Here is a 15,596-nt window from a genome sequence, read left to right as displayed (position 1 = left end):
TTATTTGATGCAGGACGAACTATACTTTCATTAATAGAATGAGAGATTAGGATATTATTTAATGGGAAAAGTAGAGCTTCTCAAAGCGGCGCTAAAACAGGGAAATTTTGCTCAGTTTCAATGGCATATGTCAGGTGTTTATGAAGATAACTTTCAAATGACTGATGAAAACGGTAATACCCTTATGCATCTAGCAGCAATATACGATCAGCCTGAAATTTTGAAAGTATTAATGAGAAAAGCTGAGGATTTCCATAGTTCAATACTTGAAATTCCCAATGACGATGGATTTACCCCTCTGGAATGTTGTCACTTGTATTCATCATCAAAGACGATGCCATTTTTAAAATCTGCCCCCCAGTTAAGTCCTTCTGCACAGATAGTTCTCTCGCAACAATACGATAAAATGAAAGGCTTACCTCCCACTGGCTTGCAAAGAAAGGGGCTCGAGAAAATTGCCCTGGTTGCGAGTGCCTTAGGTGATGTAACGGCATTAGAGATCCTTTTAAATAGGGCACGGAATAAAGAATTGTTACTTCGTCATCAAACTAAAAATGGATGGTCTGGAGCGCATTTCGCTGCATTAAATGATCGATTGGATGTAATTAAATTATTTCCTGAAGAATTCGCCGCAAAAGTAGAAGATAAACAGGGAAATACTCCATTAATGGTTGCTGCGGGAAGAGGAAGTTTAAAAATTATTGGATACTTGCTTGAAAAAGGCGCAGACCTAAATAAAAAAAATAGTCATGGGGAAAATGCAGTCATTTTGGCTGCTGAAAATGGGCATTTAGATACCCTGCAATTTTTACATGAAAAAGGTGCTGATCTGACCATGGTGAATAAAAATGGTGAAAATGCTTTGCTGGTAGCTGCAAGAAATGGGCATTTAGCGTGTGTCACCTATTTATTAGGGAGTGGTCTATCAGCTGAGTTGAAAAACAACCAAGGAAAAACAGCTTTTCAACTTGCGTTAGAGGCATCTCAACTTGAGATTGCTAATTCTCTAGTGACTCTAAGTACGGCAAATGAAAGAAATCAAGCTTTAATTGATGCTGTAAAAAGAGGTGATCTAGTCGCTGTACAATGGTTAGTAGAACAAGGGGCTTCTTTATCGGCTATGGATGAATTTCAAATGACCCCTCTGCTCATTGCGGCACATTTTGGTAAAACAAAAATAGTCGATTATTTTCTCAGTTTAGATCCATCCCCTATCCAGGATAAGGATGTTGAAAATGACAATGTATTGTTTGTTGCCATAAAAAGTGGCCAAACTCAGCTTGTTGATCATTTAATTTCTAGTGGTCATTTTTCAATCCACGATAGAAACTCTAAAGGAAAAACTCCATTACTAGTAGCTGCAGAGATTAATTCAGCGGAGCTTGTAAAGCTTTTGCACGATAAAGGTAGTTCATTGGAGGAGCGAGATGGAGAAGGCAATACAGCGTTTCATTTGCTGCTCGCCAAAGGAAATTATGGGGATGCTGCAGGTTATATTCATACTCATAATCCTGATTTACTCCTGAAAAAAAATAATAAAGGTGAACCAGCGATACATAAAGCAATTATGAATAAGCACAGTGATGCATTAAGGAACGTACTCAGTTTAGTCTATGGAGAACCTGAGAAAAGAGCTCAGTTGATTGAGCTAAGAGATGCTCAAGGCAATACTGCATTATTGTCAGCCGTCGAATCTCATAATATCGATGCTATATCATTGTTGCTAGAAGCGGAAGCGGATGTCTTAGCTAAAAATGATAAAGATCAATCGGTTATTACGATTACCCCGTTAAATACTTTTCCTCTGGAAATGATTAAAAAGTTTTTTGATAAGTATAAGATTGATTATAGTGAATACTATGCCAGACGGAGACTTTACTTTATTTTTGGCGGAGAAAAGTTGAATGAGGTTCTTAAATTTCCTAATGCAGATGTTAAATATGGTTCGGGATTATTCGATGAAGGGGTTAAGATTCTAAATGGCTATTTAAGTGATTTTATTCGCGAAAAACACCCAGAATATGCTTCCCAATTCGAACCCTTATTAATGGCCTTGAATACACTTCAATCGGATACAACAGTTGAAGATATATTAAGACGTTTAGACAGGGAAGGCATCGCCTTTCAGGCCACAGGTTTTACCGGCCACGCCGTTCTTGCTACTTTAAAAAAATTATCCGAAGAACATACGAAACTCTCACTTGCTGAACGAGGTGCCCGGGTAGGTGGCGCTCCATTTTTAAATGATGAAAATAAAAAATTTGCAGCAATTCGATCGCTTGTTGTTCCTAAAGAAAAACGCCAACACGTGATTGAACTATTGCATCAAGCAAGAAATGCCTCCCAGGAAGAGGGCGTGGATATTTTGTTTAGTCAAATACCGAAGGTGGTGGGGGAAGACTATAAATTTTCTTCGATATATCAGAAAAAATTTACGGATATTTGTTTTTACAGTAATCCCAAAACAGGTTTATTTGACCAATTTATTGAAATTCTTGGCGATGAGAAGGGAAGGGGCTTTTACAAGGAGTTTGAGCTCTATATGCGAGAACAGGAGTTAGAACACTATAAAGAACTTTGTAAACGAATACACCCAGGGGAACTCCTACACGATAATCCAATCGTTGTTAAAGCGGAAGACCTCATCGAAAAAAGGCATGAAGTATTAAGTTCTTCACCCAAGCCAGACTAATACAGTTCATATTCTGAGGCATTATTAATTCCTTGTTTTCAAGACTAAGTTAGAGGATTTGGTGAGCTATTTTTTGTATTTTATTTGAGATTGGTGAAAAAATTGCTGGAACCTCTTCATGCTGAGCAACGAATATTATCGTCTTTCATCATTGAATCTTATCAGTTAGAATGGATTATTTAATGGCTCTGTATATATATATCGTGCTTTAAAATGAATAACCAAATCAATTTCTATTAGAGAATAGTTGGATTAACTAAAATAAGGATATTTTCTATGAGTTGATAGTTTTTAATAAATTTTTAACAAACCGACTTCAACTTTAAGAAATGAAATATAGATGAAACTCATTGGTTATTTAAAAACACCATTTTTAGGCTTATTAACTTGTGCTACTTTATTACTCACACATAATGCTATTGCATTCAACACGCCTTCTTCTACTAATGATAACTTAACATCTGAGAATAATTCTTTAAATATTAAAAACCTGCTGTTAGAAAAAGCTCTTTTTGAAGAAATAAATAATAAATATGGTTTAATGAAACAAACCCTTGAGCGTTTAGAACTAATAGCACCCAACGATCCTGATGTTATCTCAGCCCAGATTAGGCTAGCAGTACAACAGGGGAATCCAACCCAGGCACAAATACTTTTAAAAAAATTAAAGGGGCTTGTTCCTGATACACTTCTTTACAGAAATGCTCTAACAATTATTACTCTGACTCAACCTGCCGAAAATCAAAAATTACAAAAAGCCCGTCTATTAGTTGTATCGAAGCAATACGTTCAAGCGAAACAAAAATATGATGAACTATTTCACAATAATATTCCCACACCCCAATTAACTGCTGAATATTGGATGGCAGTATCACAAATTCCAGAATATGAAGATACTGCATGGAGGCAATTAAACACTTTATACTTATATTTACAGACCCATCATATTATTTCACCTGGTGTTCAAACAGCTCATTGGATCACTCTGATGAAAAATCGATTATCCCAATTATTCGTTTCCCAGGGAGATAAATTGTTAAAATCGGGTAAATTTGATGAGGCTGAAAATAAATTTCTTCAAGCTCAGCACCTTGATAATCAAAACAAAAAAGCATGGTCTGGGTTGGGAGATGTAGCTACTGAAAAAAATAATTTTAAAGAAGCAGAAGCGAATTATAAACGCGCTTTATCAATCGATCCCACGTTTCTAGATGCTATTTCGGGTATGGCAAGTATGTATAAACGCCAATCACCCCAAAAAGCGATCACTTACTTGAAAAGTAAGCCCCCGGAAGTGCAAGGAAAACTTCAATATATCGAAAATGATTTAGAAGGCTCAATAGTTCAGAAAGAAGCAGAGCAATATGCTGAACGTAACCAATGGTCAGAGGCTGTAAAAAAATATCAACAAGCTAAAAAACTTTCTCCTGATGATGTATGGTTAAACTTTCATCTGGGTATCGCTTTATATAAGTCAGGTAGAATAAAAGAAGCCGATGCCCTTTTTAGCCAACTTCAGGCAAAACAGCCTACAAATCCAGATCAAATTTTTGCTTATGCGCTTTATCTAAGTAATATAAGAAAAGAAGACATTCTCGCTTTGAAAAAAATGAATACACTTCCAAAAGAAAAATGGACTTCAGGAATGCTGAAATTTGTACATGGATTGCAAAGTTCAGTGACGCAGAAAGAAGGGGAATACTATGCAGAACATAATCAATTATTAAAAGCGGTAGAAAAATATCGTCAGGCGCAAAAGTTAGATCCAGACAATGTATGGCTAAATTTTCATTTAGGACAAATTTTATATAAATTATCAAAAGAAAAAGAAGCAAATACTTTATTTAAAGAATTAGAAGCCAGACAGCCTTCTAATCCAGAGCAAATCTATGCCTACGCACTTTACTTAAGTATGAAAAATCAAGATGCGCTCGCTTTAAAAAAGATGAACACCCTGCCCAAAAAGAAATGGAATGCAGACATGCGTCAATTTGTACTACGTTTACAAATCGATATAATCTTGTCTTATGCACAAAAGTTGCGCGATAGAGGAGATAAGGCTGGCGCAACAGCTTATCTAAAAAAAGTGGCAAACAATGATATAGTGTTGTCTAAATTGGCTGATTGGGCTAAAGAGGATGGGCAATATAATGAAGCCCTCGTCTATTATAGAAAAATAAAAAGTAGACACCCTAATGATATAAATGCTCTTTTAGGTGAAATCGAGGTATTAATTGCAGTGGGGCAAGTAAATACAGCACGTTCTCTTTTAGAAAATCAATATTTAAAGCGTCAAACAGACTTAAACACCAGTAGAAGAATTGCAAATAGTTGGGCCAATATTGGTGAACTTAAAAAGGCCTACTCACAATTTCAACAATTAAAAAAACGGGTAGTCAAGAACAAGCCAAATCAAGAAAATGCTTTAATATTTCAAGATGCTGGGAGGTTGGAAGTTAAAGTCAATGCTTTAAAAGAAGCACAAAACGATTATCGGGAAGCTATGGTTCAAAGTCAGATTACCTCAACATTCCCTGAAGATAATATTACCTATACTTATTTAACTCGTACCAACCCTCAAGATAATTGGATTAAAAGCAGTATTCGAAGTGAAGCTGCTGCACTGTATCATGTATTAGAGGACACTCTTACAGTCGATTACGATTATTGGAGTTTAGTTGGAGCTCCAGGTACTGTACAAATAAATGCTCAAGATGAAGTAGTTCATGCGGCTACATCTTTTTTCGGCGGACAGCTTTTTGTAAGAAATGATTTTGTTACTTTTGACGCAGGATCATTCCGCACTACTAATGGGGTATTTTTTGATAGTTTTGGGACCTGTAACACAGGCTGTGTAAGTGGTATATCCCAAAAAGCTCAGGGAGACAGTGTTGCCGCGGGCTGGAAAAATGAGCATTGGACAATGGATGTTGGGGAAACACCGATTGGCTTTTATGTAGTAAATCCTGTTGGCAGCCTAAGTTATCGAGATATCTTTCATAATATAGGTTGGCAATTGACTATGGCTCGGCGTCCGGTCACTAGTTCACTCTTATCTTTTGCAGGAGCCAAAGATCCTAATACTGGGATAATTTGGGGCGGTGTTGTTTCCAATAATGTCAATTTATCCTTAGGTTATGATCGAGGAAAGTCGTATGGACTTTGGTCTTATGTCAATGCAGGCATCTTAACTGGTAAAAATGTACCATCCAATCAACGATTACTCGTATTGGAGGGATATTATTACAGGTTTATTAATAGAGTGAATCGAGTTGCTACTATTGGTCTTATGAATATGAACTGGTTTTCTCAGAAAAATCTTAATTTCTTTTCATTGGGTCAAGGAGGATATTACAGCCCCAAGAGCTTTATAGGATTATTTATTCCCCTTGCATATCGTCAACGAACACAAAATTGGTCGTTTGAAATAGGCGGCTCCGGTTCTTGGTCGGCTGCTACAGTAGCCTCAAGTCCATACTATCCTATCCCTGAACTTGTCCCAAATTTAGGCACTCAAACTGATTATGTCGGCAACAGTATTTCCAGTTTTGGATACTCCATAAATACTTTAATTGAATATCGGCTAAGTAATCATTTTATTTTGGGTGCAAATTTGGATTATCAACAATCTACAGATTATGCGCCAAGCCATGCATCAATTTATCTACGATATTCATTTGAGGGTTGGCAAGGGGATATGAATATGCCAATTAATCCAATGTTACGTTATGCAGAATTTAGATAATAAGAAGCTTAATTAGATATTCTTTTCAAGGGAAGTGTACTAATGGAAAAAGGGTCATATTCAGAGCAGATTTTATGAACATAACTAATTCAGGTTTCAAGAAAAAGCGAAATCATATCATCATTTGCCTTTCGCTTTTGATAACAACTTATTACATAGTTTGGCGGGCGACCACCTTTAATCCTGATGCTTTGGTATTTTCGGTATTGCTTTATGCCGCCGAGGTATACGGTTGGCTTGCTGCGCTTCTCTTTTATTTTAGTATTTGGAATCCAACTAATAGACAATCCATTCCACCTAAACCCGGCCTCAAAGTAGATGTCTTTATCCCCACATTAAATGAGTCTACAGAAATATTAAGAAAAACTATCCTGGGATGTATCAACATAGCCTATCCTCATAAAACATATTTATTGGATGATGGGAATCGAGCAGAAGTTAAAGCATTGGCCGATGAAATGGGGTGTAACTATATCGCCAGGCCTCATCATACTCATGCTAAAGCGGGTAATCTTAACTATGCACTTACTCAGACTGAAGGAGATTTTATTGCCATATTTGATGCTGATCATGTACCACAAATGAATTTTTTAGATAAATTACTTGGATATTTTAATGATGATCAGGTTGCTTTTGTTCAATCTCCCCAAGATTTTTACAATATCGATTCATTTTCTCATAGGATTATGAAGAATGATAAATTGTGGTCAGAACAAGCCTTATTTCATCATGTAATTCAGCCTGGAAAAGACCATTGGAATGCCGCTTTTTTTTGTGGAACTTGCGGTATTATGAGAAGAGCTGCCCTAATGGAGATAGGGGGGTTCGCGACTGAAACAGTTACCGAAGATTTACATACTTCCATGAAATTGCATTCAAGAAAATGGAAATCTGTATACCATAATGAAAGCCTAGCCTACGGCATAGCCCCATCTACGTTAGGACCGTACTTAAAACAATGGACGCGATGGGGACAGGGGGCTATGCAAATCTATCGTTTAGAAAACCCTCTGTTTAATAACCAATTGACCATAAGCCAAAGAATCGCCTATTTGCCCAGCATGCTCACCTACATGACTGGCTTGCAAAAATTAATTTTTTATTTCGCGCCTATCGTCGTTTTATTTACGGGCATAGCACCCATAAAAGCCATAAATGTTGAATTCCTCATGAGATTTATTCCCTATCTCGTTTTTTCACTTCTTGCGTTTAAAGTTTCATGTCCTCGCTATAGCCTATTATTACAAGAACAATATGATGTACTTAAGTATTTGGTTTTTCTCAAGTCATTGCGGGGTATTGTACGAAGAAATATTCCCTTTGTAACTACCCAAAAATCAAGCAATCAGGCAGCTAAAAGTAGTATGCTTCTAGCACAATTAATTATTCCAATTTTTAGTGTAATAAGTATTATCTATGCCGTTTTAAATTTAGAGGGTGTTTTTGCTAGAAGCCCATTAATTCTATATACTGCTATATTTTGGACCTGTTACAATAGTTTTCTTTCCTTAACAGCTACTAAATTTGCCCTATCAAAAAGTGAGAAAAGAGAAAATTTCAGATTTCCTACCATAACTCCTGCGTTAGTATCTAATAAACCTTCTAGAAGAGACATAGCCATTTTAACTGACCTACATGAAATGGGAGCATCTATGTTTTATTTTGCAGAACTGGATAAAGACCAAATCCTAAAGTTAAGAGTTTTCTTAGGTAAGGAATATGTTGATATAAAAATACAGATTATGAATAAAGAACACTACGATTTAACTGAGACAAAAATATATAGTTATGGAGTGAAATTTATATCTGAAACGAATGCAGACAAGAACAAGATCATCGCTTATAATTTTCTCTACAATATACAGGCGATGTTTGAAAACCCACGCTTATCTAAAAAATACGATAATCTCAATTACTTATTTAGTAAGCCTTTAAACTTAATTTCATTTAATCTATTTGGTTTTTACAGTTTTCATGAAAACGATATGAGGCCTTTTTATATTGTTAAAATCGAAGACAATAATAAAATGCAATTATTTATTTATCAGCCCTATGAACATTCCAAAGCGATATTTCAATTTTTTACTAATCACGGCATAATATTATATACTGGCAAAATTATCAGTAAAGAACCTAAGTTGTTGAATAATCACAATGGATTTTTAATTTCGGTTGTTTTAGAGACTTAGACGTTAAACAGATCAATCCATTCTTAAGAGCGGTTAAAAAGGAAGTTAATATGTTTCGGAGAATGATGTTATTAGTGTTATTAGGTAGCGCCTTCCTAGTAGAAGCTAGTCCTCTTTTGCCTGCACAATCTAATCCAATAAAACCTTCTTTTGCTACGCCTTCCTCCGAAATACGAAAGATTTTTTTAAAAAATGCAGCAACCCCAAAAAATACTATTGCGCTCAAAGGAATGCAACCAATCCAATCCGTTTTTTTTACGTTACGAAAGGATAAAATCGTTACTGGGGCAGTATTAAAACTACACTTTACTCCTTCACCTTCATTAATTCCGATACAGTCTCAATTAAAAATTTATCTTAATGACGAATTAGCGGGTTTGATTACCATTACTGCCAATCATTTAGGAAAATCTAATTATGTAGAAATTCCATTAGATCCCCGTTATTTTGCTGATCATAACCAATTAAAATTTGAATTTATCGGCCATTATCAGGCGGTATGTGAGTATCTCGGAAGCACTACGTTATGGTTAGATCTCAGTCATTCCAGCTTTCTTGAACTCACACTAAAGACACTACAATTAGATAATGACTTGTCTCATTTCCCTATACCATTTTTTGATCCGCTTGATGAAGATCCTTTAAGATTACCCATTGTATTTGCCAACCAACCCAGTTTAGTGCAACAACGTGCTGCGGCTATTTTGACCTCATGGTTTGGTAGTTTATCGCTTTGGCGTGGGCAGTCTTTTTCTGTACTTTTAAATCAATTACCTCAGCAAAATGCCATTGTACTTGCAACAAATAATGAACATCCAGATTTTCTAAAGAGTCATGCTCCAGTGAATGCCCCAACTATAGAAATGATGAGCCATCCAGATAATCCAGCCATAAAGCTATTACTTATACTAGGTCGTGATGATAACGATTTAATAAAGGCAGTTAAAGGGATAGCCCAAGGTAATGTATTATTTCATGGTACGAGTGTGACTATTGATAAAGTAGAAACAGTAAATGCTCGGAAACCTTACGATGCACCAAATTGGGTGCGCACAGACAAACCAGTTACCTTCACCGAACTTCAACAATATAAAGGACAACTTCAAGCATCTGGATTTTCTTTGTCTCCAATTCTGATCAATTTTAATATCCCTCCAGATTTATATATACCCCCTAATTCAGGGATTCCATTAGAATTAAAATATCAATATACACCGGCACCTGCTGTGGGGAACTCCCATCTCACCATTAGCGTGAATGATATGTTTGTTAAAAGTTATCCCTTATCCAAAACAGGTAAGCAAGAGTCACAAAATGCGCAACTATCCAATCTATTTGGGCTAATACATACCGATACAAAATTTGACATCCCCTTATATGCGTTAAAAGTGAATAATCAAATGAGTTTCTTTTTTGACTATGCGGCCTCTATAGGGGGAGGAACAATGAGCGGGCATTGTGAGTCGCATAACATAGTTACTAATAATGCAATAATTAGAGAAACCTCAAATATAGATTTGTCACATTTTTATCATTATATTGAGATGCCTAATTTAAATGTTTTTATTAATGGGGGTTTTCCATTTAGCCGTTTAGCTGATTTGTCGGAATCCTGGATACTTATCGATAAAAATCCACAAGCTTCAGAAATAGCTACTTTACTCAATGCATTAGGACTTATTGGCTCAAGAACTGGTTATCCAGCTTTATATTTCAATCTAGTTGATGATGGGTCTCTTGTACAAAATAGAGACGTGGATATTCTGATTATTGGAAAAATTCCTAAAGAAGTTCTTCAGGAAAGCGAACTGAATTTGCTTATAGATAAGACAAAAAGCTTTATTAAGGAACCTTTTCGACCAAGTGATTCGCCCGATATTCCCTTAGAAGATTCGAATACTGCAGTGAATAGTATGACAGCCATCAGTGCAAATAACTCTATAGCTGGCATAGTTGGAGCTCAATCACCATACTTCAAGCAACGCAGTATTATTGCTTTATTAGCCGATAATTCGCATGGTTTTGATTTACTAAATTATGCTTTAACCAACAAGAAAAAACAGTCCCAAATATTTGGTTCCGTAGCGGTAATTCGCGATTCAGGGGTGAACAGTACACAGGTTGGAGCAATTTATACTGTGGGCAAGTTATCCTGGTGGTTAAGTATGAAACTATTTTTTAAAAATCATTTGGTTTTTTTAGCAATTCTTACCATATTAGCCGTGCTAACAGTTACCTTGCAGTTATGGGATGCGCTTCCGTTTTTTAGAAAGAAGAAGCGAGAATAGCTTCTGTGGTCTTAAATTATTTTTTTGGACTACTCCGGATGAATAAAGAAATAAAAATTATTTTGGGTATGTTCTTTTTAGGATGGGGTAGTACTTATTCAAAAGCAGTGGATATTATTGAGAATCAAAAGTCGCCGGTGTTATTGGATAAAAAAATATTGTGTCCAAATCAAGATCGAAAAGGAGATTGTGAGCCTGCTATGGCTCAGAGAGTTGTAAATTGCAAACAACCTTTATTTTTTTCGAATTTACCATGGTGCGCTCGAGATGGTTTTGGGACCCCAGGTCCAAATTTATGGTCGAGTAATAATGTATGGGTTGATTCAAAGGGCTGGTTGCATTTAAAGATTATACATAATAAGGGTAAATGGAGTTGTGCTGAATTATACACCACAACTTCTTTGGGTTTCGGAGAATATTGGTTTTATATTGTAGGACAAGTTGACCAATTAGATCCTAATGTAATTTTTGGATTATTCAATTATCCACCAAAAGATACTGAACCTACTGGAACTAATGAAATTGATATTGAATTTTCCAAATGGGGAATAAAAAGTACTGCTGCGTCCAATAGTTCTTATACGGTTTGGCCTTCCATAGCTGAACTCAATAAAACCACATTAAGCTATACATTGAAATTAAATGGAAATTATTCAACTCATGGCTTTATATGGAGCAAGAATAGGATTTATTATCAAAGTGGTAACGGTCACTATGAAGATTACCGTTACCCAATACAAAATTGGGTCTTCTCACCACCGGATCCAACAAAGTATATTCCTCAAAAACCTTTACCAGTACATATTAATTTATGGCTAAATAATGGGGAACCTCCCACAAATGGAAAAGAAGTCGAACTGATTGTGAAAGAGTTTTGTTATAAATCCATAGATGGACTAACGAATTGTAAAAATAATAATCAATAAAATAAAAATATCTTATTCCTTATATCCATTTAATGCTTTAAGGAACTGACTTCCATAATGAGCCAACTTATGTTGACCCACACCGGGTACTGCGAGTAGCTGTTCTAGGTTTTTAGGTCTTATTTCTGTCATTGCGTGCAAGGTTGCATCACTGAAGATCATAAATGGTGGCTTGTTTTCTTCATCGGCTAATTCACGTCGTAATGAACGCAGCAATTCAAATAGAGGACTCTTTGTGACTTGAATAGAACGTCGTTCTTTGGCTTTCTTTTTACTGCCCTGAAAATCATTATTAGGGATGGTTAGTGATATTTTTTCTTCGCCTTTAAGTAAAGGAATAGCCTTGGGTGTTAATTTAAGAACTTGAAACTGATTTATATCTTGTAGGCAATATTCTTTATGGATGAGTTGCCAGGCTAATTGTTTCCAGTAGTGGGCTGATTTATCTTTACCAATGCCAAAAGTACTAAGCTGCTCATGACCATTTTGTTTAATTTTATCTGAAGAACTACCACGCAATACATCTATCGTATAGGTTAAACCATAATTTTGTCGTAATCGATAAATACAGGATAAAAATTTTTGCGCATCTTCTGTAGCATCAGCAGTTATTGGTGGATTATCACAAACATCACAATACCGACATTCAGTGTCACAGAGCTCATCAAAATAGTGTAATAAAATTTGGCGACGGCAATGAGATGCTTCAGCAAAAGCAAGCATATGGTTAAGCTTATTGGTTTCAACTCGTTTTTGTTCGTCAAGTGGGTTATTCATGATCCAGGAACGCAGTCTAGCGCTATCCGCTGCGTCATAGAGTAAAAGTGCTTGAGCGGGTAAACCATCACGCCCAGCCCGTCCCGTTTCTTGATAATACCCTTCAATATTTTTAGGTAGATCGTGATGCACTACGAAACGAACATTAGGCTTATCGATACCCATCCCAAAAGCGAGGGTAGCAACAACGATATCGATGCGATCATATCGGAATAAAGTTTGTACTTCCCGACGTTCATTATGAGTAAGTCCTGCATGGTATGCTCGGGCTTTGAATCCCATTTTTTGTAGTTTTTGAGCCAGCTGTTCTACCCCGGTACGTGTGCCACAATAAATAATTCCAGATTGTTGTTCTACAGTCTGTAAAAATTCATTTAATTGTTTCGCCGCATTAGTCTTAGGAATAACCTTGTAATGGATATTAGGTCGGTTAAATGAAGCAATGTATTTTTTGGGGGAATAATTTAACCTATCTACAATATCTTTGCGTGTTTGTTTATCTGCTGTCGCAGTTAAGGCAATAATTGGAATATTAGGAAAATGGTTTTTTAAAATACCTAAAGCAGAATATTCGGGCCGAAAATCATGCCCCCATTGAGAGATGCAATGGGCTTCATCAATGGCAAAAAGTGCGATACGGCAATCACTTAATCGCTCGAGAAATGAGGAGCTAATCAAGCGCTCAGGAGCAATGTACAGTAAATCCAATTCATCTTGGTGTAATTGAGTTAATACGTTTTTTGCTTCTACACTGGTTAAAGAGGAATTATAATAAGCGGCACGAATTCCCTGTAATCTGAGCGCAGTGACCTGATCTTCCATTAACGCAATTAATGGAGAAACAACAATGCCTACGCCCGGTCTTACTAGGGCAGGTATCTGATAACACAGAGATTTCCCCCCGCCGGTAGGCATTAAAACAAGCACGTCTTGGCCAGCAATAACATCATTAATAATGTCTTCTTGTGGTGTTCTGAACGTGTCAAAACCAAAGTATTCTTTGAGTACAGCAAGTGGATTTTTATTGCGAGTTACAGGTGCTGCAAGAGTTTCCATTGTTTATTCTTATTTTTTTCAAGGATGCAGAAAATTTGCCATCATATCATTATCCTTCAAAAAGCTGTAGGCTTCATTTTTAACCTGAAGTTTAAAGCTTTTCTATGGATTAAGGCTTGGATATAAAAGCATTATCTTTGATATAAAAGCGTAGTAATTTTTCTGCCCAATCTTTTGCATAGTGGACTCCAATTCTTGGTTTTTCTACAATAATAAATGGCTCTTGATTCTCTGCTTTGGCGATGTAGAAGGTATCACTGGTTAGATCCTGCTGGTTGAGGTGTTTATCTATATGCATTGCCCTTGAAAGTAACCCAGGGCCTTGAGTTCGACCTTGGATGTTTTTGATGGGTTCGATTGCGCGCAACAATATTGCCGACCCAATTCCTTCAGCTTCAGTAACGATATTAGTGCAGTAATACATGCCATAAATTAAGTAGATGTAAGCGTAACCAGCAGGCCCATACATGACTTTTGTTCTTTGCGTAATACCCTTAGAAGAGTGAGAGGCCAGATCGTGTTCCCCAAGGTATGCTTCAACCTCAACGATCCTTCCGACGTATTCCACTCCTGCATGATTGTGAATAATGTATTTGCCTAAAAGTTCTTTGGCAACAATAATAGTATCTCGTTCATAAAATGTTTTGGGTAATTTTCGAAACATATATCTTTCACGGAAGATAAAAATTCGCAATAATAACAATATATTTGAATAAATTCTCTAAGGACAGTTTATGGATTTTGAATTCACAGCAGAGCATTTAGCTTTTCGGGAAATGGCAGCTGACTTTGCACGCGACAAATTAGCTCCTATGGCCGACAATTGGGATGAGCATCATTATTTTCCCGTTGAGGTCTTACGTGAAGCCGCCAAATTAGGAATGGCAGGGATGATGGCACGTGAGGATATTGGTGGATCTCAATTGACGCGTTTGGACTCGGCATTATTGTTCGAACAATTAGCAACAGGATGTATTAGTACCAGTGCTTACCTTTCTATTCATAACATGGTTACCTCTTTAGTTGATCGATATGCCGATTCTGAGTTAAGAAAAAAATGGGGACCTAAATTAACCTCTATGGAAGTTATTGGCAGTTATTGTTTGACTGAACCTGAATCAGGTTCTGATGCGGCTTCTTTAAAGACTAAAGCTGTAAAGGATGGGGATCATTACATTCTTAATGGTTCTAAGGCTTTTATTTCAGGAGGTTCAGTCAGTGATGTTTATTTATGTATGGTCCGAACAGGTGATGAATCGCATCATGGAATAAGTTGCTTGTTGATTGAAAAAAACACTTCTGGATTGAGCTTTGGTAAATTAGAACAAAAAATGGGTTGGAATAGTCAACCTACTTGCATGGTATATTTTGAAAATTGTCGGGTACCTGTCGCCAATCGTGTTGGTGACGAAGGAATGGGATTTAAAATTGCTTTGAATGCTTTAAATGGAGGGCGGATTAATATTGCTTCATGTTCTTTAGGAGGGGCACTTGCCTGTTTACGGTTAACGCAAAGCTATATGCAGGAGCGTAAACAATTTGGTAAGCCACTTACCGAGATGCAAGCATTGCGATTTTATTTTGCTGATATGTTGACAGATTATGAAGCGGCACGCTTGATGGTTTATCGAGCAGCCAGTGCCATGGATAAAAATGATCCTCAAGTTCCTATATATTGTGCTATGGCCAAACGATTGGCTACGGATGTGGCATTTCGCATTTGTGACAAGGCAATGCAAATTCATGGTGGCTATGGCTATTTACGTGATTATAAGATAGAGCGAATATTCAGGGATTTAAGAGTGCACCAGATTCTTGAAGGGACGAACGAAATTATGCGGGAAATTGTAGCCAAGGCAACTTTGGATGAGGAGCACATTTTGTGCTGATTGTGTGGTAGTAATTTGGCTGCGTTATGTTCAA

The 15,596-nt window shown here is 36.6% G+C and carries 8 protein-coding genes; 6 read left to right on the top strand and 2 right to left on the bottom strand.

Translation table 11 applies throughout. From position 1 onward, the window contains the following. Positions 1-61: 61 nt before the first annotated feature. The 5 genes from ACWTE2_RS09375 to ACWTE2_RS09355 all read left to right on the top strand — a co-directional run bounded on the left by ACWTE2_RS09375 (position 62) and on the right by ACWTE2_RS09355 (position 11,840). Positions 62-2,692 (top strand): ankyrin repeat domain-containing protein, encoded by a 2,631-nt coding sequence (locus tag ACWTE2_RS09375; RefSeq protein ID WP_454785137.1) that lies wholly within the window; start codon positions 62-64, stop codon positions 2,690-2,692. Between the two features lie 340 nt (positions 2,693-3,032). Continuing rightward, positions 3,033-6,437 carry a cellulose synthase subunit BcsC-related outer membrane protein gene (locus tag ACWTE2_RS09370; RefSeq protein ID WP_454785136.1) on the top strand — a complete coding sequence of 1,135 codons (3,405 nt, stop codon included), beginning with the start codon at positions 3,033-3,035 and terminating at the stop codon, positions 6,435-6,437. A 74-nt stretch (positions 6,438-6,511) separates the two neighbouring features. After that, positions 6,512-8,626, top strand: coding sequence for a glycosyltransferase (locus tag ACWTE2_RS09365; protein ID WP_454785135.1), 2,115 nt, complete (start codon positions 6,512-6,514; stop codon positions 8,624-8,626). Between the two features lie 50 nt (positions 8,627-8,676). Next, on the top strand, positions 8,677-10,914 hold the full coding sequence (gene bcsB / locus ACWTE2_RS09360) for a cellulose biosynthesis cyclic di-GMP-binding regulatory protein BcsB (RefSeq protein WP_454785134.1): 2,238 nt from the start codon (positions 8,677-8,679) through the stop codon (positions 10,912-10,914). A gap of 38 nt (positions 10,915-10,952) precedes the next feature. Beyond that, a complete protein-coding gene (locus ACWTE2_RS09355) occupies positions 10,953-11,840 on the top strand; it encodes a glycoside hydrolase family 16 protein (RefSeq protein WP_454785133.1) in 888 nt (295 codons plus the stop codon). A gap of 12 nt (positions 11,841-11,852) precedes the next feature. On the opposite strand, the gene recQ is transcribed toward ACWTE2_RS09355, so the two are convergent. Both recQ and ACWTE2_RS09345 read right to left on the bottom strand, forming a co-directional pair. Then, positions 11,853-13,673, bottom strand: a complete 1,821-nt coding sequence (gene recQ / locus ACWTE2_RS09350; RefSeq protein ID WP_454785132.1) for a DNA helicase RecQ — start codon at positions 13,671-13,673, stop codon at positions 11,853-11,855. Between the two features lie 109 nt (positions 13,674-13,782). After that, positions 13,783-14,337 (bottom strand): DNA-3-methyladenine glycosylase, encoded by a 555-nt coding sequence (locus ACWTE2_RS09345; RefSeq protein WP_454785131.1) that lies wholly within the window; start codon positions 14,335-14,337, stop codon positions 13,783-13,785. Between the two features lie 70 nt (positions 14,338-14,407). Here ACWTE2_RS09345 and ACWTE2_RS09340 point away from each other — a divergent pair, with 70 nt between their 5' ends. Then, entirely contained in the window at positions 14,408-15,562 is a 1,155-nt protein-coding gene (locus ACWTE2_RS09340) for an acyl-CoA dehydrogenase family protein (protein ID WP_182392997.1), read from the top strand. Positions 15,563-15,596: the final 34 nt, after the last annotated feature.

It is taken from the genome of Legionella nigrisilvae (assembly GCF_977063395.2).
Note: the sequence above shows the minus strand (reverse complement) of the source record. Positions and strands in the feature narration are given on the sequence as shown.